The following is a 24,543-nucleotide window of genomic DNA, read 5'->3' on the forward strand; positions in this document are numbered from 1 at the left end:
ACAGGCTCGACAACCGGGAGTAGCGCGGTCCGATTTGATCTGCTAAGTTCGCCGGCTTGCAGTCGCAGGGCCGGCGGGTGTCGGAGATGGAGCATCCTGCGCAATGGATTAGAAGAGCGAGAGGCGGTCAACCAATGTCCACCAAAGAAAAGCAAGCATCTACCCAAACACTGGAAAGTGGCTTTGAGCCTTACGTTGCAGCTCCTGGTGAGGAGTACATGGGTAAACCCATGCGTGAGCACTTCACCAAAATCCTGCAGAAATGGAAGATGGAGCTGATGGTCGGCGTCGACAAGACTGTTGACCATATGAAGGATGAAGCAGCCAACTTCCCCGATCCAGCCGATCGGGCCAGCCAGGAAGAAGAGTTCGCCCTGGAACTGCGTGCCCGCGACCGCGAGCGCAAGCTGATCAAGAAAATCGACAAGACCCTGCAACTGATCACCGACGAAGAATACGGCTGGTGCGAGTCCTGCGGCGTTGAAATCGGTATCCGTCGCCTGGAAGCACGCCCTACCGCCGACCTGTGCGTAGATTGCAAAACCCTTGCTGAAATCAAGGAAAAACAAGTCGGCAAATGACTTGTTGAAGCAGAGGGCGTTCTCCACGCCCTCGGTTCGCCGCCCCCCCTTGCCGCTTTCCAGTAACCTACTATCATGAATAACCCCGCCTACATCGGTCGCTTCGCACCGACGCCCAGTGGTTTCCTGCATTTCGGTTCGCTGGTTGCAGCGCTCGCCTCCTACCTTGACGCCCGCGCAGTGGGTGGCCGCTGGCTGTTGCGCATGGAAGACCTGGACCCACCCCGGGAGATGCCCGGGGCCCAGGCGGCGATCCTGCACACCCTGGAGAGCTACGGCCTGGAGTGGGACGGTGAGGTGGTGTACCAAAGCCTGCGCCACGACGCCTACGCTCAGGTCATCGACCAGTTGTTCAACCATGGCCTGGCCTACGCCTGCACCTGTTCGCGCAAGCAGTTGGAACCGTTCAACGGCATCTACCCAGGCGTGTGTCGCAACCTGGGCCATGGCCCGGGCGATGCCGCCATTCGCGTGCGGGTGCCGGAACTCAGCTACCACTTTATCGACCGGGTTCAGGGCCGCTTCGAGCAGCACCTGGGGCGCGAGTGCGGCGATTTCGTGATCCGCCGTCGTGATGGCCTGTACGCCTATCAACTGGCCGTGGTGCTGGACGATGCCTGGCAAGGGGTGAGCGATGTGGTACGCGGCGCCGACCTGCTGGACTCGACCCCGCGGCACCTGTACCTGCAGGAATTGCTGGGGTTGAAACAGCCACGCTACCTGCATGTGCCATTGATCACCCAGCCGGACGGGCACAAACTGGGCAAGAGTTATCGTTCGCCGCCCCTGCAGCCCCACGAGGCCGCGCCGCTGCTGGTGCGGGCATTGCGGGCACTAGGGCAGCCAGTGCCCACCGGGTTGGCGCAGGCGACGCCTGCCGAGGTACTGAGATGGGGCATTGCCCACTGGGACAGCGACCTGATCGCCAAAGTACCCAGCCTGCCCGAGGCCACATTGTAGCAACGCAGGCAATCCCAGTTGCGTTCTACCTAGCTTGCGTTACCATCGCCGCACCTTTTTTGCCCACACTACAATAACAAGTCGAGCACCCTGGGGTTTGACGTCCATCCACTCGAGAGGCCGGCATGTATATCTACCGTTTGGTCCTGTTGCTGGTAGTCGGTATCTACCTGTTCTCCCCAGCCATCATGGACTGGTGGATCGAGCCGACGGGCGCGTGGTACCGACCCTATCTGCTGTGGCTGATCCTGATCGTGGTCACCTTCATTCTTCAGAGCCAGCGCGATGCCGATGAGCTTTAGCCTCACCCAGATGCTGCTGATCAGCACCGCCTACCTGCTGGTGCTGTTTGGCGTTGCCTGGATCAGCGAGCGCGGGATGATCCCGCGGGCAATCATTCGCCACCCCATCACCTACACCTTGTCGCTGGGCGTATACGCCAGCGCCTGGGCGTTCTATGGCACCGTGGGCCTGGCGTACCAGTATGGCTACGGCTTCCTGGCCTGCTACCTGGGGGTATCGGGGGCCTTTTTGCTGGCGCCGGTGCTGCTCTACCCCATCCTGAAAATAACCCGTACCTACCAGCTGTCGTCCCTGGCCGACCTGTTCGCCTTCCGCTTTCGCAGCACCTGGGCCGGCGCGCTGACGACTATTTTCATGCTGATCGGCGTGCTGCCGCTGCTGGCCCTGCAGATCCAGGCGGTGGCCGACTCCATCGGCATCCTCACTGGCGAGCCGGTGCAAAACCGCGTGGCGCTGGGCTTTTGCGCGCTGATCACGCTGTTCACCATCTTCTTTGGTTCACGCCACATTGCCACCCGCGAAAAGCACGAAGGCCTGGTGTTCGCCATTGCCTTTGAGTCGGTGATCAAGCTGGTCGCCCTGGGCGCCATCGGCCTGTATGCCCTGTACGGGGTGTTCGATGGCCCGCACCAGCTGGAACTGTGGCTGGTGCAAAACCAGATGGCTCTGATACACACCTCCCTGCAGGAAGGCCCATGGCGCACGCTGCTGCTGGTATTTTTTGCCTCGGCCATCGTGATGCCGCACATGTACCACATGGTGTTCACCGAAAACCTCAACCCACGCGGGCTGGTCAGCGCCAGTTGGGGCCTGCCGCTGGTGTTGTTGCTGATGAGCCTGGCGGTGCCGCTGATTCTCTGGGCGGGCCTGAAGCTGAACGTGACCACGCCACCGGAGTACTTCACCCTGGGGATCGGCATCGCCGCAAACAGCCCGGCGCTGGCGTTGATCGCCTACGTGGGCGGGCTGTCGGCCTCCAGCGGGCTGATCATTGTCACCACCCTGGCGTTGTCGGGCATGTCGCTCAACCACTTGGTGCTGCCGCTGTACCAGCCGCCGGCCGAGGGCAACATCTACCGCTGGCTGAAGTGGACCCGCCGCGCGCTGATCGTCGCGATCATCATGGCCGGCTATGGCTTCTACCTATTGCTGGGGGCCAAGCAAGATCTGGCTGACCTGGGCATCGTCGCCTTCGTCGCCACCCTGCAGTTCCTGCCCGGCGTGCTGTCAGTACTGTACTGGCCGGCCGCCAACCGCCGAGGCTTCATTGCCGGATTGCTGGCCGGTATCGTGGTGTGGCTTTTCACCATGCTGCTGCCACTGATCGGCAATATCCAAGGCTTCTACATCCCCTTCTTCGACATGATCTACGTGATGGACGACACCAGTTGGCACATGGCGGCCATCGCGTCGCTGGCGGCCAACGTGCTGATGTTCACCCTGATCTCGCTGTTCACCAACATCAGCACCGAAGAAGCCAGCGCCGCCGAGGCTTGCGCCGTGGACAACGTGCGCCGCCCGCAACGCCGCGAACTGCACGCCGCCTCGCCCCAGGAGTTCGCCACGCAACTGGCCAAGCCGCTGGGCGCCAAGGCCGCGCAAAAAGAAGTGGAGCAGGCGCTGCGTGACCTCTACCTGCCCTTCGACGAGCGCAGGCCCTATGCCCTGCGCCGGCTGCGCGACCGCATCGAGGCCAACCTGTCCGGCCTGATGGGCCCCAGCGTCGCACAAGACATGGTCGAGACGTTTTTGCCGTACAAGTCCGGCAGCGAAAACTACGTCACCGAAGACATTCACTTCATCGAAAGCCGCCTCGAGGATTACCACTCGCGCTTGACCGGCCTTGCCGCCGAGCTCGACGCCCTGCGCCGCTACCACCGCCAGACCCTGCAGGAACTGCCCATGGGCGTGTGCTCCCTGGCCAAGGACCAGGAGATCCTGATGTGGAACAAGGCCATGGAAGAACTGACCGGCATCCCTGCGCAGCGCGTGGTGGGCTCGCGCCTGGTGACCATTGGCGAACCCTGGCGCGGCCTGCTGCTGGGTTTCGTGACCTTGCCCGACGAGCATTTGCACAAGCAGCGCCTGGCCCTGGATGGCCAAACCCGCTGGCTGAACCTGCACAAGGCAGCCATCGATGAACCCTTGGCGCCGGGCAACAGCGGCCTGGTGGTGCTGGTCGAAGACCTCACCGACACGCAGATGCTGGAAGACAAACTGGTGCACTCCGAGCGCCTGGCCAGTATCGGCCGGCTGGCTGCCGGGGTGGCCCACGAGATTGGCAACCCGATTACCGGCATCGCCTGCCTGGCGCAAAACCTGCGCGAGGAGCGCGAAGACGACGGCGAGATCACCGAGCTCAGCAGCCAGATCCTCGAACAGACCAAGCGGGTGTCGCGCATCGTGCAATCGCTGATGAGCTTCGCCCACGCCGGCAGCCACCAGCACAGCGACGAACCGGTGAGCCTGGCCGAAGTCGCGCAGGACGCCATCGGCCTGCTGGCGCTGAACCGGCGCAACTTCGAGGTGCAATTTTTCAACCTGTGCGACCCCGATCACTGGGCCGAAGGTGATCCGCAGCGCCTGGCGCAAGTGCTGATCAACCTGCTGTCCAATGCCCGCGACGCCTCCCCGCCCGGCAGCGCTGTGCGGGTCAAAAGCGAAGCCAGCGAACATACGGTCGATCTGATCGTCGAAGATGAAGGCAGTGGTATTCCGAAAAACATCATGGACCGTTTATTCGAACCCTTCTTCACCACCAAAGAACCAGGCGAAGGGACCGGACTGGGGCTCGCTCTGGTCTATTCCATCGTTGAAGAGCATTATGGACAGATCACCATCGACAGCCCGGCTGATGTAAAAAGCCAGCGCGGCACCCGTATCCGGGTGACCTTGCCGCGCCATGTCGAAGCGACGTCCGCTGTGAACTGAGACCGTCGAGAGAATTGAATCAATGCCGCATATTCTAATCGTCGAAGACGAAACCATTATTCGTTCTGCCCTACGTCGCCTGCTTGAACGGAATCAGTACCAGGTCAGCGAAGCAGGTTCTGTGCAAGAGGCACAGGAACGCTTCTCCATCCCCACCTTCGACTTGATCGTCAGTGACCTGCGCCTGCCTGGCGCACCGGGTACCGAACTGATCAAGCTGGGCCAAGGCAAGCCGGTGCTGATCATGACCAGCTATGCCAGCCTGCGCTCGGCGGTGGACTCGATGAAAATGGGTGCGGTGGATTACATCGCCAAGCCATTCGATCACGATGAGATGCTCCAGGCCGTGGCCCGCATCCTGCGTGATCGAGCCAACGCCCCAGCGCCTTCACCCGTCGAACGCGGCAATGGCAAGGCCGCCAGTGCCGACAAAGCGCTGCCGGGCAATGCCAATGGCGAGATCGGCATCATCGGCTCGTGCCCGCCCATGCAGGACTTGTACAGCAAGATCCGCAAGGTCGCGCCCACCGACTCCAACGTACTGATCCAGGGCGAGTCGGGTACCGGTAAAGAACTGGTGGCCCGGGCCCTGCACAACCTGTCCAAGCGCGCCAAGGCGCCGATGATCTCGGTGAACTGCGCGGCCATCCCCGAATCCCTGATCGAGTCCGAGCTGTTCGGCCACGAAAAAGGCGCGTTCACCGGCGCCAGCGCTGGCCGCGCAGGCCTGGTCGAAGCGGCGGATGGCGGCACGCTGTTCCTGGACGAAATCGGCGAACTGCCGCTTGAAGCCCAGGCGCGGTTGTTGCGCGTGCTGCAGGAAGGCGAGATCCGCCGGGTAGGCTCGGTGCAGTCGCAAAAGGTCGACGTGCGCCTGATCGCTGCCACCCACCGGGACCTCAAGAGCCTGGCCAAGATCGGCCAGTTCCGCGAAGACCTTTATTACCGCCTGCACGTGATCGCGCTGAAGTTGCCAGCCTTGCGCGAGCGCGGTGCCGACGTCAATGAAATCGCCACGGCGTTCCTGGCCCGCCAAAGCGCCCGTGTCGGGCGCACCGACCTGCGTTTTGCCGCCGATGCCGAACAGGCCATCCGCCACTACTCCTGGCCCGGTAACGTGCGTGAACTGGAAAACGCCGTGGAGCGCTCGGTGATTCTCAGCGAAAGCGCGGAAATTTCCGCCGAGCTGCTGGGCATCGACATCGAATTGAGCGACCTGGTCGACGACGATGAGTACATTGGCTTGGCGCCGCAGCAGAACGGCGCAAACAGTACCAGCCACGAGCCCACCGAAGACCTGTCCCTGGAAGACTACTTCCAGCACTTCGTACTGGAACATCAGGACCACATGACCGAAACCGAGCTTGCCCGCAAATTGGGCGTCAGCCGCAAGTGCCTGTGGGAACGCCGACAGCGCCTGGGCATCCCGCGGCGCAAGTCGGGCGTGGCCAGCGAAAGCTGATACGTTTCAGCTGCTACCCCCCTCTAGACCGGGTGTCACAGGGGGGCGTGACAAACTGTTACCCCCCTTTGCAACACGTAACAAAAACCGGGGTGTGCGGTAACAGAATTTGCTCATTTGCCGGTCTGGCACCCTGCCATCAAAGCATCCAACCCCCTGATTTAAAAGGGTTTGCAAAAGTTGGCACGGCACCTGCTATATGTTTGGTACAAGAACAATAACAAGCACTGAACAAGACAATAAAAATAAGACGAATCGACTCACGCATAACAAGAACAACACGGCGGAGGCGCAGCTAACTGATTCTTTTGGAGAAGCGTTGTTTTTGGGGCTTGCCCCACAGTCAGGCAGAGAACAATAAAAACTGCAATCACAGCAGAGCCCGAACTGATTGGATCGAAAGATCATGACAGCACAGCGATCAAAGCAATCCGTTTGCTCTTGGCTCCCGGTTTAGGGAGGCAGTCCCAGGTTCAGGCCTGAGACCAGGGCGTTAACAAAAACAAAAAGCCCGAAAAGAAAAACAAAAAGAGCACGCAAAACTACTTTCTTGGGGAGCTTCGGCTCCCCTTGTAGTTTCTGCTTTTCAGACACATCCGTACTCGGATGTCGCAGCCTCCTACACCATCCCCCGACTAAATGCTAGAATCCCCGCCCATCATGCGGTCATTCTCCATTCATGGCCGAACATTCCTTCAAACAGTGCATCCCATGCTGAAGAAGCTGTTCCAGTCTCTCCGTCCTCCAGTGCGTCGAACGCAACACCAGCGAACCACGCCAGAAGTGCTTAATAGCGGGCAACATTCGCTGCAACGCAGCCAGTTCAGCCGCCATGCGGTGAGCATCGTCGAACGCCTGCAGAACGCCGGCTACCAGGCCTACCTGGTGGGTGGGTGCGTGCGCGACATGCTACTCAACATCACCCCCAAGGACTTCGACGTCGCCACCAGTGCCACCCCTGAACAGGTGCGCGCCGAATTTCGCAATGCCCGGGTCATCGGTCGTCGCTTCAAACTGGTGCACATTCATTTCGGCCGCGAAATCATCGAAGTCGCCACCTTCCGCGCCAACCATCCCCAGGATGACGAAGAAGAAGACAGCAACCAGTCCTCGCGCAACGAGGCCGGTCGCATCCTGCGCGACAACGTCTACGGCACCCTGGAAGATGATGCCCAGCGCCGCGACTTCACCATCAACGCCCTGTACTACGACCCGGTCAGCGAGCGCATTCTTGATTACGCCAACGGCGTGCACGATATTCGCAACCACCTGATCCGCCTGATCGGTGACCCGCGCCAGCGCTACCAGGAAGACCCGGTGCGCATGCTGCGTGCCGTACGGTTTGCCGCCAAGCTGGACTTCGGCATCGAGAAACACACCGCAGCGCCGATCCGCGAACTGGCACCGCTGCTGCGTGAAATTCCCTCGGCACGCCTGTTCGAGGAAACCCTCAAGCTGTTCCTGTCCGGCCACGCCGCCGACACCTTCGAGATGCTGGTGGACCTGGAACTGTTCGACCCATTGTTTCCGGCCAGCGCCTTGGCGTTGGAGCACCGCCCCACGTACACCCACACGCTGATCAGCGAAGCGCTGCGCAACACCGACCTGCGCATCAAGCAGGGCAAGCCGGTCACACCGGCCTTCCTGTTCGCCGCGCTGTTGTGGCCAGCTTTGCCCGCCCGTGTCTTGCGCTTGCAGGAACGTGGCATGCCGCCCATCCCGGCCATGCAGGAAGGCGCCCACGAACTGATCGCCGAACAGTGCCAGCGCATCGCCATTCCCAAGCGATTCACCATCCCGATCCGCGAGATCTGGGACATGCAGGAGCGCCTGCCACGGCGCAGCGGCAAACGTGCCGACCTGCTGCTGGACAACCCACGGTTCCGTGCCGGCTACGACTTTTTGCTGCTGCGTGAAAGCGCCGGCGAAGACACTGATGGCCTGGGTGAATGGTGGACCGACTACCAGGACGCCAACGAAAGCGGGCGCCGCGACATGATTCGCGACCTGGGCAGCAAGGGCGATGACAGCGGTGCACCGCGCAAACGTCGCCGCACGGGCACCAAGCGCAAACGCGCTGGTGACTCGCAAGACTTCGGCGAGTAAGCATGGAACGGGTGTATATCGGCCTGGGCAGCAACCTCTCGGCACCGGATGCGCAATTGCGCAGTGCCTTGCAGGCCATGGCCCAGTTGCCTGGCACCGCGCTGGCACAGGCATCGTCCTTCTATACCAGCGACTCGCTGTTGCCGGGCCAGCCCCGCTACACCAACGCCGTCGCCGCCTTGGACACCCGCCTTGCGCCATTGGAACTGCTCGACGCCCTGCAAGCGATCGAGAACGACCAGGGCCGCGAGCGCAAGGAGCGCTGGGGCCCGCGCACGCTGGACCTGGATATCCTGCTGTTCGGCGACCAGTTGATCGACCAGCCGCGCTTGAAGGTGCCGCACTATCAGATGCACCTGCGCGCCTTCGTACTGTACCCCCTGGCCGAAGTGGCCCCCCAAGACTTGGTGCTGGCCGATAAAAGGGCGCTTTCGGCGCTTCTGGCACAGTGCCCATTCGAAGGCCTCGAACGCCTGTAACGCCCGGCCCGCCTGGGCTGGTAACGTGCGTAACAGCCGCTGGGTAACATTGCGGTAACACTGGTAATTGACTTCCTCCCCCCTCGTCACGACTATAGGCGTCCGATGGCCCGTCGACGCCCCGAAACAGCGTGTTCGGGCTGCCAAAGGTCGTTATTCAAACATCGCAAAAGACGATGGTGTGCTTGAACCATCTGCTTTCACGGCAGTATTCACGGCGCCTGACTGAGGATTGCTTTTCATGCCAGAAATCACCTTGACCACCCTGCAGAGCCTCAAGCTCAAGGGTGAGAAAATCACCATGTTGACCTGCTACGACGCGACGTTCGCCCAGGCCGCCTGCCAGGCCGGCGTGGAAGTCCTGCTGGTGGGCGACTCGCTGGGCATGGTCCTGCAGGGGCATGACAGCACCCTGCCCGTCACTACGGCGGAAATGGCCTATCACGTGGCCAGCGTCAAGCGCGGCAACGAAGGCGCGTTGATCCTCGCCGATTTGCCCTTCATGAGCTGCGCCACCCTGGAACAAACCTTCGCCAACAGCGCCATGCTGATGCAGGCCGGCGCCCACATGGTCAAGGTCGAGGGTGCGGCGTGGCTGGCCGAATCGATCCGCCTGCTGGCCGAGCGCGGCATCCCGGTGTGCGCGCACATGGGCCTGACCCCGCAAACGGTGAATATCCTCGGTGGTTACAAAGTGCAAGGCCGCCAGGAAGCCCAGGCCCGGCAAATGCGCGCCGACGCCATGGCCCTGGAAGCCGCTGGCGCGGCAATGATCCTGCTGGAGTGCGTACCCAGCGAGCTGGCCAGCGAAATCCACCAGGCGGTCAAGATCCCCATCATCGGCATTGGCGCCGGCAGTGATGTCGACGGCCAGGTCTTGGTACTGCACGACATGCTCGGCCTGTCCCTGACCGGCCGCGTGCCCAAGTTCGTGAAGAACTTCATGACCGGCCAGCCAGACATCCAGAGCGCCCTGCAGGCCTATGTCAGCGCAGTCAAAGACGTCAGTTTCCCAGGCCCCGAACACGGATTCACCGCATGAACACTGTAAAAACCGTACGCGAACTGCGTGCTGCCGTGGCCCGCGCCCGCAGTGAAGGCAAACGTATTGGCCTTGTGCCGACCATGGGCAACCTGCACTCGGGCCACGCGGCCTTGGTGGCCAAGGCGGCGCAGCGGGCTGATTTCGTGGTTGCCAGCATTTTCGTCAACCCAATGCAGTTCGGCCCCTCAGAAGACCTGGATAAATACCCACGCACCCTGGCCGCCGACCAGGAAAAACTGATCCAGGCGGGTTGCAACCTGCTGTTCGCGCCTGCGGTCGAAGAAATCTACCCCGATGGCATGGCCGTGCAGACGCGCGTCAGCGTGCCGCAGCTGTCCGAAGGCCTGTGTGGCGCCAGCCGCCCCGGGCATTTCGAAGGCGTGGCCACGGTGGTCAGCAAGTTGTTCAACATGGTCCAACCGGACCTGGCGGTGTTTGGCCAGAAGGATTACCAGCAACTGGCGGTGATCCGCGCCCTGGTGCGCGACCTGAACATGCCGATCCAGATCATCGGCGAGCCAACCGCGCGCGCCGAAGACGGCCTGGCCCTGTCGTCGCGCAATGGTTACCTCACGCAAGACCAACGCAGCGCAGCCCCCGCACTGTACGCCAGCCTTACACAGGTCGCCGCGGCCATTCGCGCAGGCGATCGGGACTACCCCGCCCTGATTGCCACGGCCCGCGCGCAACAGGAAGCCGCCGGGTTCAAGCCCGATTACCTGGAAATTCGCCACGCCATCAACCTGCGCCAGGTCACGGCCGAGGACCGCGACCTGGTGATCGTGGCCGCCGCCTACATCGGCACCACGCGCCTGATCGACAACCTGCACCTGGACCTCGACGCACACGCCTGAAACCGGTGCCTGCCGCCGTATTGCCCGGCCCCAAGGGTTCGGGCACACTGCCAGCGATTCGCGATGTTATAAAAAGTACCGGACAAAGATGAGCCCAGGCGCAGACAGAATCGCCAAGGGCGTTTACTGTGAACGGACCGCCCCCCATGGGCGTGCCGCTGATGCCTGAGCTGGCCAAAAAAAATTTACGCAACCTGGCCGGGCTCTCAAGTGTCCAAAAGGCAGTTCAAGTAAAAGGAAACCTGCAGCGATGGCGTATTACCGCACTCCTCACGACGTGACCGCCCTGCCCGCTTGGCAGGCGCTGAGCCAACACCGCAAAGCCATGCAGGATTTCAGCATGCGCGAAGCGTTCAATGCCAACCCCACGCGCTTCAACGAATTCTCCCTGAGCGCCTGCGGCCTGTTTCTCGACTATTCGAAAAACCTGATCAACGCCGAAACCCGCGACCTGCTGGTCAAGCTGGCCGGTGAGGTGGGCCTGCAAGACGCCATCAAGTCGATGTTCGCCGGCGAGATCCTCAACGCCTCCGAAGGCCGCCCGGCGCTGCACACCGCCCTGCGCCGGCCGGTAGGCGACAAGCTCAACGTCAACGGCACCAACATCATGCCGGAAGTGCACAAGGTGCTGAACCAGATCACCGAGCTGGTCGGGCGCATCCACGACGGCCTGTGGCGCGGCTACACCGAAAAGCCGATCACCGACGTGGTCAACATCGGCATCGGCGGCTCGTTCCTCGGCCCGGAACTGGTGTCCGAAGCGCTGCTGCCGTATGCGCAGAAAGGCGTGCGTTGCCACTACCTGGCGAACATCGACGGCAGTGAGTTCCACGAACTGTCGAGCAAGCTGCGCGCCGAAACTACGCTGTTCATCGTTTCGTCCAAATCCTTCAGTACCCTCGAAACCCTGAAGAACGCCCAGGCCGCCCGTGCCTGGTACTTGGCGCAAGGCGGCTCGGAAGCCGAGCTGTACCGCCACTTCATCGCCGTGTCGAGCAACAACGCCGCAGCCGTGGCCTTCGGCATTCGCGAAGAAAACATCTTCCCGATGTGGGACTGGGTAGGCGGCCGCTACTCGCTGTGGTCGGCCATCGGCTTGCCGATCGCCCTGGCCATCGGCATGGCCAACTTCAAGGAGCTGCTGTCTGGCGCCTACACCATGGACCAGCACTTCCAGACCGCACCGTTCGAGTCCAACATGCCAGTGTTGCTGGCCCTGCTGGGCGTGTGGCACGGTAACTTCTGGGGCGCGAAAAGCCACGCGATCCTGCCGTACGACCACTACCTGCGCAACATCACCAAGCACTTGCAGCAGTTGGACATGGAATCCAACGGCAAGAGCGTGCGCCAGGACGGCAGCCCGGTGACCACCGACACCGGCCCCGTGATCTGGGGTGGCGTGGGCTGCAATGGCCAGCACGCCTACCACCAGTTGCTGCACCAGGGCACCCAACTGATCCCGGCTGACTTCATCGTGCCGGTGGTTAGCTTCAACCCGGTGGCCGACCACCACCAGTGGCTGTACGCCAACTGCCTGTCCCAGAGCCAAGCGATGATGCTGGGCAAGACCCGCGCCGAGGCCGAGGCCGAACTGCGCGACAAGGGCATGAGCGAAGAAGAAATCCAGAAACTGGCCCCGCACAAGGTGATCCCGGGCAACCGCCCGAGCAACACCCTGGTAGTAGAGCGCATCAGCCCCCGCCGCCTGGGTGCGCTGGTGGCAATGTACGAACACAAAGTATTCGTGCAAAGCGTGCTCTGGGGCATCAACGCCTTCGACCAATGGGGCGTGGAACTGGGCAAGGAACTGGGCAAAGGCGTCTACAATCGCCTGACCGGCAGCAACGAGGAGCCGGCGGAAGACGCGTCGACCCAAGGGCTGATCAACTACTTCCGCGGTCGCCATCGCGGTTGATTGCCCGCCGTCCGTAGGAGCGGATTTATCCGCGAAAAGAACAACACGGTCATTCAGGCCTACCGTGGCGTGATCTTCGCGGATAAATCCGCTCCTACCGATTGCCCATCACCTCGTAAACCTTGCTCACCCGCCCTATCGGGTCCACCCTTGTTATTGTGCCCTCACAAGAACAAGGACCCCGCCATGTTCGACCTCAGTGCCTACCCCATCGCCGATGCCACGCGCCGCAACGCGCAACTGGACGACGCCGACTACCAGCGCCTGTACCGCCAATCCATTGATGACCCCGACAGGTTCTGGGCCGAGCAGGCCAAGGCGTTCGTCGATTGGAGCAAGCCTTGGAGCAAGGTGCGCGATTGCGACCTGCGCACGGGCAAGGCCGCCTGGTTCGAAGGGGCGCAGTTGAATGTGAGCTACAACTGCATCGACCGCCACCTGAAAACCCGTGGCGAACAGATCGCGATACTCTGGGAGGGTGACAACCCCAGCGAATCCGCGGAGATCACCTACAAAAAGCTTCACCACAACGTCTGCCGCTTGGCCAACGTGCTCAAAGAGCGTGGGGTGAAAAAGGGCGACCGGGTGTGCATCTACATGCCCATGATTCCGGAAGCAGCCTACGCCATGCTGGCCTGCGCGCGTATTGGCGCGGTGCACTCGGTGGTGTTTGGCGGGTTTTCCCCGGACGCATTGCGCGACCGCATCCTGGATGCCGATTGCCGCACCGTGATTACCGCCGACGAGGCCGTGCGCGGTGGTAAATACATACCGCTCAAAAGCAACGTCGACAAGGCCTTGCAGAGTTGCCCGGCGGTCAGCACCGTGGTGGTGGTGGAGCGCACCCAGGGCACCCTGGACTGGGTGGCTGGCCGTGACATCTGGTACCACGAGGCCGTGCACGGCGTCAGCCACCACTGCCCGCCCGAACCGATGGGCGCCGAAGACCCGCTGTTCATCCTCTACACCTCCGGCAGCACCGGCAAACCCAAGGGCGTGCTGCACACCACGGGCGGCTACCTGCTGCAGGCCGCCATGACCTTCAAGCATGTGTTCGACTACCGCGACGGTGAAGTCTTCTGGTGCACGGCCGACGTTGGCTGGGTCACCGGCCACAGCTACATCGTTTACGGGCCGCTGGCCAACGGCGCCAGCACCTTGATTTACGAGGGCGTGCCCAATTACCCGGACGCCTCGCGCTTTTGGCAGGTGATCGACAAGCACCACGTGAATATCTTCTACACCGCCCCCACAGCCCTGCGCGCCTTGATGCGCGAAGGCCACGGCCCACTGGAAAAAACCTCTCGCGAAAGCCTGCGCCTGCTCGGCAGCGTGGGCGAACCGATCAATCCGCAGGCTTGGGAATGGTACTTCCACGCCGTAGGCAACGAGCGCTGCCCCATCGTCGATACCTGGTGGCAAACCGAGACGGGCGCCATCATGCTCACCGCGTTGCCAGGCACACCGCGCACCAAGCCCGGCTGCGCCACCCAGCCGTTCTTTGGCGTGGAGCCGGTGCTGCTGGATGAAAAAGGCCAACGCCTGGACGGCCCCGGCAGCGGCATCCTGGCCATCAAGGCCAGTTGGCCGGGGCAGATCCGCAGCGTGTACGGCGACCCCCAGCGCATGGTCGACACCTACTTCAAGCCCTACCCCGGTTACTACTTCACCGGCGATGGCGCGCGCCGCGACGAAGACGGCGACCTGTGGATAACCGGGCGCATCGATGACGTGGTCAACGTAAGCGGGCACCGCATCGGCACCGCCGAGGTGGAAAGCGCACTGGTGCTGCACGATCGCATCGCCGAGGCGGCCGTGGTCGGCTACCCTCACGACCTCAAGGGCCAGGGCATCTATGCCTTTGTCACGCCCATGAACGGCGTCACCGCTGACGACGCATTGCGCAAAGAGTTGCTGGCGTTGGTCAGCAAGGAAATCGGCAGCTTTGCCAAGCCGGAACTGATTCAATGGGCACCGGCATTGCCCAAGACCCGCTCGGGCAAGATCATGCGGCGTATCCTGCGCAAGATCGCCTGCAACGAACTCGACAGCCTGGGCGATACCTCCACCCTGGCCGACCCCAGCGTGGTGCAAGGCTTGATCGACACGCGCCTCAACCGATGACCCTTCACACTAAGTAACCCATGGAATTCATTCGCCGCCGCATCGAAACACAAGTGCTGAGCCTGACCGGCCTGTCCCTGGGCCAGTTGGACCTGGAAAACCCCAAGGGCGACCCCGGGCTGTTCGGCCCCGATGCCATCTGCTGGCAGGTGCACGGCGACTTCACCAGCATGCTGGTCGGCGGCATCAGCGCCTTGATGCTGCAGGCCCTGCACCCCTTGGCCCTGGCCGGGGTATGGGACCATTCAAACTTTCGCAGTGACATGCTCGGCCGCCTGCGCCGCACCGGGCAGTTCATCTCGGGCACCACCTTTGGCGCGACCCAGGACGCCAACTGGCTGATCGACAAAGTGCGCGGCATCCATGTGCATATCGTCGGCAACGCGGCCGATGGCCGGCCCTACGCCGCCAGCGATCCGGACCTGCTGACCTGGGTGCACGTGGCCGAGGTCAGCCACTTCCTGGCCTCGCACCTGCGCTATCGCAACCCGCACCTGAGCGGCGCAGACCAAGACCGCTACTACGCCGAGATCGCCTTGGTGGCAGAGCGGCTGGGCGCGCGCGATGTGCCCAAGTCACGGCAGCAAATCGCCGACTACCTTCAAGGTATTCGCCCACAGCTTGTGTGCGACGAACGCAGCCACGAAGTGATCCGCCTGTTGCTCGATGCGCCAGCGCCCAGCCGCTTGGCCAAACCCTTTGGCGCGCTGATGATGCAGGCCGGCATCGACCTGCTGCCCGATTGGGCCAGCGCGATGCTGGCGCTGAAACAAGGCAGCCTCAAGCGCCAGTTGGTGCGCAGCGGCGTGGGCAGCACCGCGCCGATTCTGCGCTGGGCCGTGCGTGACGGCTCGGTGCACCGTGCCAGGCGGCGCATGGGTATCGCCCAAATATGACCGCCCGGTTCGCCGATGGCACCAAGGTGGCGACTGTGACACCATGACCCGCTATCACAAACCTCGGCGCACGCTGCGGTAAACCAATAAAAGTGAGGACCTGTGCCATGCAAGACGTAGTCATCGTTGCCGCCACCCGCACCGCCGTGGGCAGCTTCCAGGGCGCCCTGGCGAATATTCCCGCCGTGGACCTGGGCGCGGCGGTCATCCGCCAGTTGCTGGCCCAGACCGGCCTGGATGGCGCACAGGTCGACGAAGTCATCCTCGGCCAGGTGCTCACCGCAGGCGCCGGGCAAAACCCCGCCCGCCAGGCCGCGATCAAGGCTGGCCTGCCCCATGCCGTGCCCGCCATGACCCTGAACAAAGTCTGCGGCTCGGGCCTCAAGGCCCTGCACCTGGCCACGCAGGCCATCCGCTGCGGCGACGCCGACGTCATCATCGCCGGTGGCCAGGAGAACATGAGCCTGTCCAACTACGTGATGCCCGGCGCCCGCACCGGCTTGCGCATGGGCCACGCGACCCTGGTCGACACCATGATCAGCGACGGCCTGTGGGACGCCTTCAACGACTACCACATGGGCATCACTGCCGAGAACCTGGTAGACAAGTACGGCATCAGCCGTGAAGCCCAGGACGCCTTTGCCGCCGCCTCCCAGCAAAAAGCCTGCGCAGCCATCGAAGCCGGGCGCTTCGTCGACGAAATCACCCCCATCCTGATCCCGCAGCGCAAAGGCGACCCCATTGCCTTCGCCACCGACGAGCAACCGCGTGCCGGCACCACCGCCGAGTCCCTGGCCAAGCTCAAGCCAGCCTTCAAAAAAGACGGCACGGTGACCGCAGGTAACGCCTCGTCGCTAAACGATGGCGCCGCCGCCGTGATCCTAATGAGCGCCGCCAAGGCCGAGCAGCTGGGCCTGCCAGTGCTGGCCCGCATCAAGGCCTATGCCAATGCCGGCGTAGACCCAGCCATCATGGGCATCGGCCCGGTCAGCGCCACCCGCCGTTGCCTGGACAAGGCCGGTTGGACCTTCGAGCAACTGGACTTGATCGAAGCCAACGAAGCCTTCGCTGCCCAGGCCCTGTCGGTGGGCAAGGAGCTGAACTGGGACGCCAGCAAGGTCAACGTCAACGGCGGCGCCATCGCCATTGGCCACCCGATTGGTGCGTCGGGCTGCCGCGTGCTGGTCACCCTGCTGCACGAAATGATCAAGCGTGATGCCAAGAAGGGCCTGGCCACCCTGTGCATCGGTGGTGGTCAGGGCGTCGCGCTGGCCATCGAGCGCTAGGCCATTACCCTGCCCCATCCGGGCTGTTAAACTGCACGGCTACCTTACAAGGCGCCGTGCATGACCCCTTTGAATCAGGCGCTGCGCGCCGCCCTCGACTGCCGTAAAGACCTCCTCAGTGAACTGCACGCGCAGGGCACCGACTGTTATCGCCTGTTCCATGGCAGCCAGGAAGGCGCCGGCGGCCTGACCGTCGACCGTTACGGCCCGCAGTTGCTGGTGCAAAGCTTCCACCAGAGCCTGGAGCCGGCCGAGCTGTTGGCCGTGCACGAGCAGGTTAACCGCGAGCTGGGCCTGGAACTGTTGCTGGTGTACAACGACCGCTCCCGTGGTAATTCACGCATCGACCGGCAAGACACGGCGTACCAGGCCGCTGATGCCGCCCTGGCAGACTTGGTGGGCCACGAATGGGGCCTGAACTACCGAGTGCGCGGCCGCCATGCCGGGCAAGACCCGTTGCTGTTCCTGGACCTGCGCAACGCCCGTGGCTGGGTCAAGCAGCACAGCCAGGGCAAAAGCGTGCTCAACCTGTTCGCCTATACCTGCGGCGTTGGCTTGAGCGCGGCGGCTGGCGGCGCGAGCGAAGTCTGCAACCTGGATTTCGCCGAGGGTAACCTGGCGGTGGGCAAGGAAAACGGCGTACTGAACCCGCAACTGCCGCCCATGCAGTTCGTGCAGTCCGATTACTTCCCGGCCATTCGCCAACTGGCTGGGCTAGCGATCACCCAACGCCGCGGGCAAAAACTGCCCAGCTACCCGCGCCTGGAACAACGCCAGTTCGACCTGGTATTCCTCGACCCGCCTGCTTGGGCCAAGAGCGCCTTCGGCACCGTGGACTTGCTGCGCGATTACCAGAGCCTGCTCAAGCCAGCCCTGCTGAGCACCGCCGACAACGGCGTGTTGATCTGCTGCAACAACCTGGCGAAAGTCAGCTTGGATGACTGGCGCGAACAGGTGCTGCGCTGCGCCGAAAAGGCCGGGCGACCGGTGCGCGACTGGCAGGTGATGGCCCCGGCGCAAGATTTCCCCTCGATGGATGGGCAACCGCCGTTGAAGACCTTGATTCTGCAGTTGTAGTCGCGCCGTTTGCTTGGCGGATAGATCCGCTTCTACAGGAGCGAATCTATCCGCGAAAAAAACAACCTGATGTAATTTCCTACACACATTGCGGCTTTGTCTTCGGAACAAGTTTGGCGTGCCATACTCCAAGCACCTCCGTTCGAACAGACGAAGCCGCACATGCACAAAGGATTGAAACGCACCCTCGCCGCCATCGTGGCGCTAATCGCCGTGTACAGCCTGCTCGGTTTCCTGATATTGCCGGGCATTGGCCTACGTATCGCCAACCAGCAATTGGCCAATTACTCGACCGTACCTGCGCACCTGGACCGTCTGGAGTTCAACCCCTTCAGCCTGGAGCTGACACTGTGGGGCTTGCGCCTGGGCGAACCGGGAACCGAGCAGGTGGCCTTCGAGCGCCTGTACGCCAACCTGCAACTGGACAGCCTGTGGACCCGCGCCCTGCACCTGGAAGCCGTGGAGCTGGACAAGCCGCGCACCGAGTTGCTGTTCAATAAGGACGGTACCCTCAACCTGGCGCAGCTGTTCAAGCTGCCGCCCAGCACGCCTGCCAAGCCGGACGAGCCGCCGAGCAAGCCGTTCCCGTTGCGCATCGGCAGCATCAAGCTGGTGGAAGGCTACCTGCACTTCAAGGACATGCGCCCCAGCGAACCCATCGAGTTTCTCTACAACTCGATGAACCTTGAGCTGAACAACCTCAGTACCCTGCCCGACGACAACGCCGACATGACCCTGGTGGCCGCCGGCCCCGCCGGCGGGCGTATCGACTGGAGCGGCAAGATCAGCCTGGTGCCGATCACCTCCGAGGGCAAGCTGAAGGTCACCGATGGCAAGATGAAGGTCTGGTGGCCTTATGTACGCGATGCGTTGCCTCTGGCTTTGCAAGACGGCAACTTCAGCCTGAGCACCGATTACCAGCTCAACCTGTCCAAGGAAACCGAACTCAACCTGAGCAACGTCGCCGTCAGTATCGCGCCGTTCGCCATCAACACCCCGGACGGTCGCCCACTGGTCAAGCTGGAACGCCTGGACGTCAGCGACACCTCGCTAGACCTTGCCAAGCAATTGGTCACCGTGGGCAAGATCCGCAGCCAGAACCTGGAAACCTGGGCCGCCCGCGAGGCTGACGGGCAACTGGACTGGCAAAAACTGTTCGCCCAGCCCGCCAAGCCCGCCCCCCAGGAAAAAAACGCGCCGGCCACCGCCGATGCCAAGCCTGAAACCCAGCCGGTGCCCAGCGCACCGAGCAAGCCCTGGCAGGTACTGCTTAAAGACGTGCAATTGCGCGACTACAAAGTGCACTTGGCCGACCGCGTGCCCAAAGAGCCCGTCGCCCTGGAACTGGGCCCGCTGAACCTGGACCTGCAAAACTTCGACAGCCTCAACAAATCGCCTTTTAACCTGAAACTGGACACAGGCCTGGGCAAACAGGGCAAGATCAGCGCCAGTGGCGAGGTCAACCTGAACCCGGTCAGCGCCAAGCTGAAAGTCACCACCCAAGACATCGACCTGCGGGTGGCGCAGTCCTACATCACCCCGTTCATTCGCATGGAGCTGCGCAGTGGCATGCTCGGCAGCGACCTGGCCGTCAACCTCAAGAGCACCGAGCCGTTGGCCTTGACCGTGACCGGCCGCGCTCAGGTTGACCAGTTGCACACCCTGGACACCCTCAAGACCCGTGACTTCGTCAAATGGCAGCAGTTGGTGCTCGAAGGCGTGAACTTCGACTTGGGCAACAGCTTGTCGATCGACAAGGTCAACCTGCTGCAACCCTATGCCCGCTTCATGATCAACGAAGACCGCACCACCAACATCAACGACATGCTGATCGCCCAACCTGCCGGCGCGCCAACGGCGCCTGCGGCGAAAACCGCCAGCAACGACAAACCCATGGCCATCCATATTGGCCAGGTGAACATCAACGATGGCTCGGCCAACTTCGCCGACTTCAGCCTGACACCCAACTTTGCCACTGCCGTGCAACAGCTCAACGGGCAGATCGGCACCATCGACAGCCGCGAACAAAAGCCGGCCAAGGTGGACATCAAAGGCAAGGTCGACCGCTACGCCCCGGTCACCATCCAGGGCAGCCTGAACCCTTTCGACCCCATGGCCAGCCTGGACATCGCCACCAGCTTCAAGCGCGTAGAGCTGACCACCCTCACGCCCTACTCCGGCAAGTTCGCCGGCTACCGCATCCGCAAGGGCCGGCTTAACCTGGACCTTCACTACCTGATCACCAAGGGCCAACTCAAGGCCGAAAACAAAGTGGTGGTCGAGCAACTGCAACTGGGCGAGAAGGTCGACAGCCCGGATGCGGTGAACCTGCCCCTGAAACTGGCGATCGCCCTGCTCAAGGACACGGACGGCAAGATTTCGATCGAGCTACCGGTGACCGGCGATTTGAATAACCCGCAGTTCAGCGTGATGCCCATCGTCTGGCAAACCCTGCGTAACCTGATCGTCAAGGCGGCGGCCGCGCCGTTCAAATTGCTGGGTGGGCTGATCAGCGGCGGCGACTCCGCCGACCTGAGTAACGTGGCCTTTGCGCCGGGCTCCAGCGAGCTGAGCGCCGATGCCCAGGCCTCCCTGACCAAACTGGCCGCAGCGCTCAAGGCACGCCCGGCCTTGCACCTGGAAGTAGAAGGCACCAGCGCGGCCACCAGCGACGGCCCGTTGATTGCCCAGCAACGGTTGGATCGCGAATACCAGGCCAACTACTACAAAATCCTGCAGCGGCGCGGCGACAAGGTGCCGGCCCAAGCCTCGATGCTGACCGTGCCGGAAGATGAGAAGCCCGCCATGCTGGAGGCTATCTACCGTACCCGTCTGAAGGGCCAGCCACCGGCTGAGTGGGAGCAGTTGGACAAGAAAGAGCGCACGGCCAAACTGCAACAGGGCGTGATCAAATCCTGGGCCGAGAGCGCGCCGTTGCTGCGCACCTTGGGCCAGGATCGCGCCACGGCGATCAAAGGCTTTATGGTCGACAAAGGCCAATTGCCGGACGACCGCGTGTTCCTGATTGACGCCAACCTTGGCCAGGCCGAAAGTGATGGGCGTGTAATCACCCCACTGCATTTGGACGCCGATTGATGAAAACCGCTGTATGCCTGGGCCTAGTATTACTGGCCATGACGGGCAACGCCCAGGCGAGCTCCACGCTGCGCTGCGCCAGTGCCTTGATCTCGGTGGAGGACAGCATGGGCGAGGTCGCCCGCAAGTGTGGCGAACCCGCTTCGCGCACGTTCATGGGTTACCGCCAGGGCGGCTACTACGGCCCGCCTCAGGTGCCCATCGAACAATGGGTGTATGGGCCCAACAATGGCATGTACCAGTACTTGCGCTTTGAGGGTGGGCGGTTGATCACGATCGATAGCAAGCGCGGCGACTGACCGGCGTCACTGTGTAGGAGCGGATTTATCCGCGAAGATGCCCCCGCAGTAATTCAGACCTACCTTGCGCGGCCTTCGCGGATAAATCCGCTCCTACCTGCATAAAAAAAGCCCCGGCTTACGCCAGGGCTTTGAGCGGCCGGGTCCATCCGGCCTTCGCATGAAACTTACTCAGCTTTCAGGCCATCAGCCGATACGGCTTTAACGCCTTTGATTTTCTTGGTGATGTTCACCGCGGTAGTCTTCTGAGCTTCGGTAACGGCTACAGTCGAGGACAGGGAAACAACACCCTTGTTGGTCTCAACCTTGATGTCAGTGCCTGGGATGCCTTTCTCGGTCACCAGGTCGGATTTCACTTTAGTGGTGATCCAGGTGTCGGAAGTAGTTTCCTTGGCTTTGGTCATTTCACCAGCAGCCACGACCATTGGAGCCTGGGAGGCTTCTTGGGCAGCGAAGGCTGCGTTGGCCATGGTCAGGGTCAGAGCAGTGGCAGTAGCGGCAGCAATAGCGAACTTCTTCATACGAGACACTCCTGTTTTTCGAAAAGTCTGCGCCGTGGGTTCCTGGCAGCAGGGTTACGTTAACTATTGCAGGGGCTGTGCCAACCTTCGAAAAGAATATTAAACGTTATAAATCAACAGCTTATAAAAAACAGGTTTTTTGCCAATCGTGCAGATTGCATGCTCGCCCACAAATCCGCGTGCAAGTTGCATGTTCACTAAAGAATTGAGTGGCGGCTGAATGCCAGCCATAAAAAAAGGACCCCGAAGGGTCCTTTTTCTACCGCCGGCTAGTTACACGCCGGAAGCTTTTGCTGCAGCCACGTCCTTGATGGACAGCTTGATACGGCCGCGGTTGTCCACGTCCAGTACCAGCACTTCCACTTCCTGGCCTTCTTTGAGGATGTCGGTCACTTTCTCGACACGAGCGTCGCTCAGCATCGAGATGTGAACCAGGCCGTCCTTGCCAGGCAGGATGTTGACGAATGCGCCGAAGTCGACGATGCGCTCAACCTTGCCCACGTAGATCTTGCCGATCTCGGCTTCTGCGGTAATACCCAGGACGCGCTGGCGTGCTGCTTCTGCCGCTTCCTTGGTTTCGCCGAAGATCTTGATCGAACCGTCGTCTTCGATGTCGATCGAAGCCTTGGTTTCTTCACAGATAGCGCGGATGGTGGCGCCGCCTTTACCGATGACGTCACGGATCTTGTCGGTGTCGATCTTCATGGCGATCATGGTCGGAGCGTTTTCCGACAGTTCGCTACGGGACTGACCAATGATCTGGTTCATCTGGCCGAGGATGTTCAGGCGCGCTTCCAGGGCTTGGCCCAGGGCGATTTCCATGATCTCTTCGGTGATGCCGTTGATCTTGATGTCCATCTGCAGGGCGGTAACGCCCTTGGCAGTACCGGCCACCTTGAAGTCCATGTCGCCCAGGTGGTCTTCGTCACCCAGGATGTCGGTCAGGATGGCGAACTTCTCGCCTTCTTTAACCAGGCCCATGGCGATACCGGCAACCGGCGCCTTCATCGGCACACCAGCGTCCATCAGTGCCAGGGAGGCACCGCAGACCGAAGCCATGGAGCTCGAACCGTTGGACTCGGTGATTTCCGATACCACGCGGATGGTGTACGGGAACACGTCGGCGGCAGGCAGCATGGCCTGGACCGAACGACGGGCCAGACGGCCGTGACCGATTTCGCGACGGCCAGCACCGCCCATGCGACCACACTCGCCCACCGAGAACGGAGGGAAGTTGTAGTGCAGCATGAAGGGGTCTTTTTTCTCGCCTTCCAGGGTGTCCAGCAGCTGTGCGTCACGCGCAGTACCCAGGGTTGCAACAACCAGGGCCTGGGTTTCGCCACGGGTGAACAGGGCCGAACCGTGGGTTTTTGGCAGAACACCGACTTCGATGTTCAGCGGGCGCACGGTCTTGGTGTCGCGGCCGTCGATACGTGGCTTGCCGTTGACGATGTTTTCGCGAACGGTGCGGTATTCGATTTCGCCGAAGATTTCTTTCACTTCGCCGGCAGAAGGCTGGCCTTCTTCACCGGAGAACTTGGCGATGACCTGGTCGCGCAACTCACCCAGCTTGGCGTAACGATCAGCCTTGACGGTGATGGTGTAGGCATCGGAAACCGCAGCACCGAATTCACCACGGATGGCGCTCAGCAGTGGGGTGTTCTCAGCCTTGGCAACCCAGTTCCAGGTTGGCTTGGCGGCTTCGGCGGCCAGTTCCTTGACGGCGTTGATCACCACCTGGAACTCGTCGTGGGCAAACAGCACGGCGCCCAGCATCTGGTCTTCGGTCAGCTCTTTGGCTTCCGATTCAACCATCAGCACGGCGTCGGAGGTACCGGCAACGACCATGTCCAGGCTCGAGGCAGCCAGTTGCTCGTAGGTTGGGTTCAGCAGGTAGCCGGTGCTTTCGTGGAAAGCAACGCGCGCAGCGCCGATCGGGCCTTCGAAAGGAATGCCGGAGATCGCCAGGGCAGCCGAAGTACCGATCATCGCAGCGATGTCCGGATCGGTTTTCTTGCTGGTGGAAACGACGGTGCAGACAACCTGCACTTCGTTCATGAAGCCTTCAGGAAACAGCGGGCGGATCGGGCGATCGATCAAACGCGAGGTCAGGGTTTCTTTCTCGGAAGGACGGCCTTCGCGCTTGAAGAAACCACCAGGGATCTTGCCGGCAGCGTAGGTTTTTTCCTGGTAGTGCACAGACAGAGGGAAGAAGCCCTTGCCTGGATCAGCTTGCTTGGCGCCTACAACGGTAACCAATACGGTGACGTCGTTATCGACGGTAACCAATACGGCGCCGGAGGCTTGGCGGGCGATGCGGCCCGTTTCGAGGGTAACGGTCGACTGACCGAATTGAAACTTCTTGATGACCGGGTTCACGGTTTCCTACCTTCTTTAGTGGCTCTGGGGGAACTGGTTTCTTGCGAATTCTTGGGCAGCAAGGGGAATCGGCCCCTTTTGGCAGTCCAGATAAAACTTGAGGCTGGAAGGCTGCCCCGCATCAATGCAAAAGCACCGATGCAGCACAACCAACCAACCTCATAGACACGCGCGGCATATTCACAAGCCCCGACGCCAGGCGTCGAAACCTGCGCAGGCAACACACCGC

At 61.8% G+C, this 24,543-nt stretch carries 18 protein-coding genes; 16 read left to right on the forward strand and 2 right to left on the reverse strand.

The genetic code is table 11. The features are described 5' to 3' along the window. Window positions 1-134: 134 nt before the first annotated feature. The 16 genes from dksA (at window position 135) to L9B60_RS07525 (ending at window position 21,414) form a co-directional block, all read left to right on the forward strand. Window positions 135-581, forward strand: coding sequence for an RNA polymerase-binding protein DksA (gene dksA, locus L9B60_RS07450; RefSeq protein ID WP_249677702.1), 447 nt, complete (start codon window positions 135-137; stop codon window positions 579-581). Between the two features lie 75 nt (window positions 582-656). After that, complete coding sequence (gluQRS, locus tag L9B60_RS07455) at window positions 657-1,541, forward strand: tRNA glutamyl-Q(34) synthetase GluQRS (protein WP_249677704.1); 885 nt, start codon at window positions 657-659, stop codon at window positions 1,539-1,541. Window positions 1,542-1,666: 125 nt separating this feature from the next. Then, on the forward strand, window positions 1,667-1,843 hold the full coding sequence (locus tag L9B60_RS07460) for a hypothetical protein (protein WP_003250005.1): 177 nt from the start codon (window positions 1,667-1,669) through the stop codon (window positions 1,841-1,843). Further along, window positions 1,827-4,775 (forward strand): sensor histidine kinase, encoded by a 2,949-nt coding sequence (locus tag L9B60_RS07465; RefSeq protein ID WP_249677706.1) that lies wholly within the window; start codon window positions 1,827-1,829, stop codon window positions 4,773-4,775. The genes L9B60_RS07460 and L9B60_RS07465 overlap by 17 nt, the downstream gene beginning before the upstream one ends. Window positions 4,776-4,797: 22 nt before the next feature. Then, window positions 4,798-6,237 (forward strand): sigma-54-dependent transcriptional regulator, encoded by a 1,440-nt coding sequence (locus L9B60_RS07470; protein ID WP_249677708.1) that lies wholly within the window; start codon window positions 4,798-4,800, stop codon window positions 6,235-6,237. Between the two features lie 711 nt (window positions 6,238-6,948). Continuing rightward, a complete protein-coding gene (locus L9B60_RS07475; RefSeq protein ID WP_249677709.1) occupies window positions 6,949-8,343 on the forward strand; it encodes a polynucleotide adenylyltransferase PcnB in 1,395 nt (464 codons plus the stop codon). Between the two features lie 2 nt (window positions 8,344-8,345). Continuing rightward, a complete protein-coding gene (folK, locus tag L9B60_RS07480) occupies window positions 8,346-8,822 on the forward strand; it encodes a 2-amino-4-hydroxy-6-hydroxymethyldihydropteridine diphosphokinase (RefSeq protein ID WP_249677711.1) in 477 nt (158 codons plus the stop codon). Window positions 8,823-9,063: 241 nt separating this feature from the next. Further along, window positions 9,064-9,864: a 3-methyl-2-oxobutanoate hydroxymethyltransferase gene (panB, locus tag L9B60_RS07485; protein WP_249677713.1), complete on the forward strand. Its 801-nt coding sequence runs from the start codon at window positions 9,064-9,066 to the stop codon at window positions 9,862-9,864. Then, complete coding sequence (gene panC, locus L9B60_RS07490) at window positions 9,861-10,721, forward strand: pantoate--beta-alanine ligase (protein ID WP_249677715.1); 861 nt, start codon at window positions 9,861-9,863, stop codon at window positions 10,719-10,721. The genes panB and panC overlap by 4 nt, the downstream gene beginning before the upstream one ends. 250 nt (window positions 10,722-10,971) lie before the next feature. Then, a complete protein-coding gene (pgi, locus tag L9B60_RS07495; RefSeq protein ID WP_249677717.1) occupies window positions 10,972-12,636 on the forward strand; it encodes a glucose-6-phosphate isomerase in 1,665 nt (554 codons plus the stop codon). Window positions 12,637-12,822: 186 nt separating this feature from the next. Beyond that, complete coding sequence (gene acs / locus L9B60_RS07500) at window positions 12,823-14,760, forward strand: acetate--CoA ligase (protein WP_249677719.1); 1,938 nt, start codon at window positions 12,823-12,825, stop codon at window positions 14,758-14,760. A 20-nt stretch (window positions 14,761-14,780) separates the two neighbouring features. Then, on the forward strand, window positions 14,781-15,656 hold the full coding sequence (locus L9B60_RS07505) for an oxygenase MpaB family protein (protein ID WP_249677722.1): 876 nt from the start codon (window positions 14,781-14,783) through the stop codon (window positions 15,654-15,656). 107 nt (window positions 15,657-15,763) lie between these two features. Then, window positions 15,764-16,942 carry an acetyl-CoA C-acetyltransferase gene (locus L9B60_RS07510; RefSeq protein ID WP_249677724.1) on the forward strand — a complete coding sequence of 393 codons (1,179 nt, stop codon included), beginning with the start codon at window positions 15,764-15,766 and terminating at the stop codon, window positions 16,940-16,942. A gap of 60 nt (window positions 16,943-17,002) precedes the next feature. Then, window positions 17,003-18,019 carry a class I SAM-dependent rRNA methyltransferase gene (locus tag L9B60_RS07515; RefSeq protein WP_249677725.1) on the forward strand — a complete coding sequence of 339 codons (1,017 nt, stop codon included), beginning with the start codon at window positions 17,003-17,005 and terminating at the stop codon, window positions 18,017-18,019. A 123-nt stretch (window positions 18,020-18,142) separates the two neighbouring features. Continuing rightward, the gene (locus tag L9B60_RS07520; RefSeq protein ID WP_438866128.1) at window positions 18,143-21,115 is read left to right on the forward strand and encodes a DUF748 domain-containing protein; all 2,973 of its coding nucleotides are present in this window, start codon (window positions 18,143-18,145) and stop codon (window positions 21,113-21,115) included. Beyond that, entirely contained in the window at window positions 21,115-21,414 is a 300-nt protein-coding gene (locus L9B60_RS07525; protein WP_249677729.1) for a DUF2845 domain-containing protein, read from the forward strand. Before L9B60_RS07520 ends, L9B60_RS07525 begins: the two co-directional genes overlap by 1 nt. A 167-nt stretch (window positions 21,415-21,581) precedes the next feature. Here L9B60_RS07525 and L9B60_RS07530 read toward each other — a convergent pair whose 3' ends face one another. Then, a complete protein-coding gene (locus tag L9B60_RS07530) occupies window positions 21,582-21,935 on the reverse strand; it encodes a BON domain-containing protein (RefSeq protein WP_249677730.1) in 354 nt (117 codons plus the stop codon). 273 nt (window positions 21,936-22,208) lie between these two features. Beyond that, entirely contained in the window at window positions 22,209-24,314 is a 2,106-nt protein-coding gene (pnp, locus tag L9B60_RS07535; protein ID WP_249677731.1) for a polyribonucleotide nucleotidyltransferase, read from the reverse strand. Window positions 24,315-24,543 lie beyond the last annotated feature (229 nt).

The sequence above is a fragment of the Pseudomonas abieticivorans genome, from assembly GCF_023509015.1.
In the GTDB taxonomy this organism is placed as follows: Bacteria; Pseudomonadota; Gammaproteobacteria; order Pseudomonadales; family Pseudomonadaceae; genus Aquipseudomonas; species Aquipseudomonas abieticivorans.

What these genes read in the sequence shown, in the direction of transcription:
- dksA (WP_249677702.1), top strand. Translation starts at nt 135, where the DNA reads ATGTCCACCAAAGAAAAGCAAGCATCTACCCAAACACTGGAAAGTGGC.
- gluQRS (WP_249677704.1), top strand. Translation starts at nt 657, where the DNA reads ATGAATAACCCCGCCTACATCGGTCGCTTCGCACCGACGCCCAGTGGT.
- L9B60_RS07460 (WP_003250005.1), top strand. Translation starts at nt 1,667, where the DNA reads ATGTATATCTACCGTTTGGTCCTGTTGCTGGTAGTCGGTATCTACCTG.
- L9B60_RS07465 (WP_249677706.1), top strand. Translation starts at nt 1,827, where the DNA reads ATGCCGATGAGCTTTAGCCTCACCCAGATGCTGCTGATCAGCACCGCC.
- L9B60_RS07470 (WP_249677708.1), top strand. Translation starts at nt 4,798, where the DNA reads ATGCCGCATATTCTAATCGTCGAAGACGAAACCATTATTCGTTCTGCC.
- L9B60_RS07475 (WP_249677709.1), top strand. Translation starts at nt 6,949, where the DNA reads ATGCTGAAGAAGCTGTTCCAGTCTCTCCGTCCTCCAGTGCGTCGAACG.
- folK (WP_249677711.1), top strand. Translation starts at nt 8,346, where the DNA reads ATGGAACGGGTGTATATCGGCCTGGGCAGCAACCTCTCGGCACCGGAT.
- panB (WP_249677713.1), top strand. Translation starts at nt 9,064, where the DNA reads ATGCCAGAAATCACCTTGACCACCCTGCAGAGCCTCAAGCTCAAGGGT.
- panC (WP_249677715.1), top strand. Translation starts at nt 9,861, where the DNA reads ATGAACACTGTAAAAACCGTACGCGAACTGCGTGCTGCCGTGGCCCGC.
- pgi (WP_249677717.1), top strand. Translation starts at nt 10,972, where the DNA reads ATGGCGTATTACCGCACTCCTCACGACGTGACCGCCCTGCCCGCTTGG.
- acs (WP_249677719.1), top strand. Translation starts at nt 12,823, where the DNA reads ATGTTCGACCTCAGTGCCTACCCCATCGCCGATGCCACGCGCCGCAAC.
- L9B60_RS07505 (WP_249677722.1), top strand. Translation starts at nt 14,781, where the DNA reads ATGGAATTCATTCGCCGCCGCATCGAAACACAAGTGCTGAGCCTGACC.
- L9B60_RS07510 (WP_249677724.1), top strand. Translation starts at nt 15,764, where the DNA reads ATGCAAGACGTAGTCATCGTTGCCGCCACCCGCACCGCCGTGGGCAGC.
- L9B60_RS07515 (WP_249677725.1), top strand. Translation starts at nt 17,003, where the DNA reads ATGACCCCTTTGAATCAGGCGCTGCGCGCCGCCCTCGACTGCCGTAAA.
- L9B60_RS07525 (WP_249677729.1), top strand. Translation starts at nt 21,115, where the DNA reads ATGAAAACCGCTGTATGCCTGGGCCTAGTATTACTGGCCATGACGGGC.
- L9B60_RS07530 (WP_249677730.1), bottom strand. Translation starts at nt 21,935, where the DNA reads ATGAAGAAGTTCGCTATTGCTGCCGCTACTGCCACTGCTCTGACCCTG.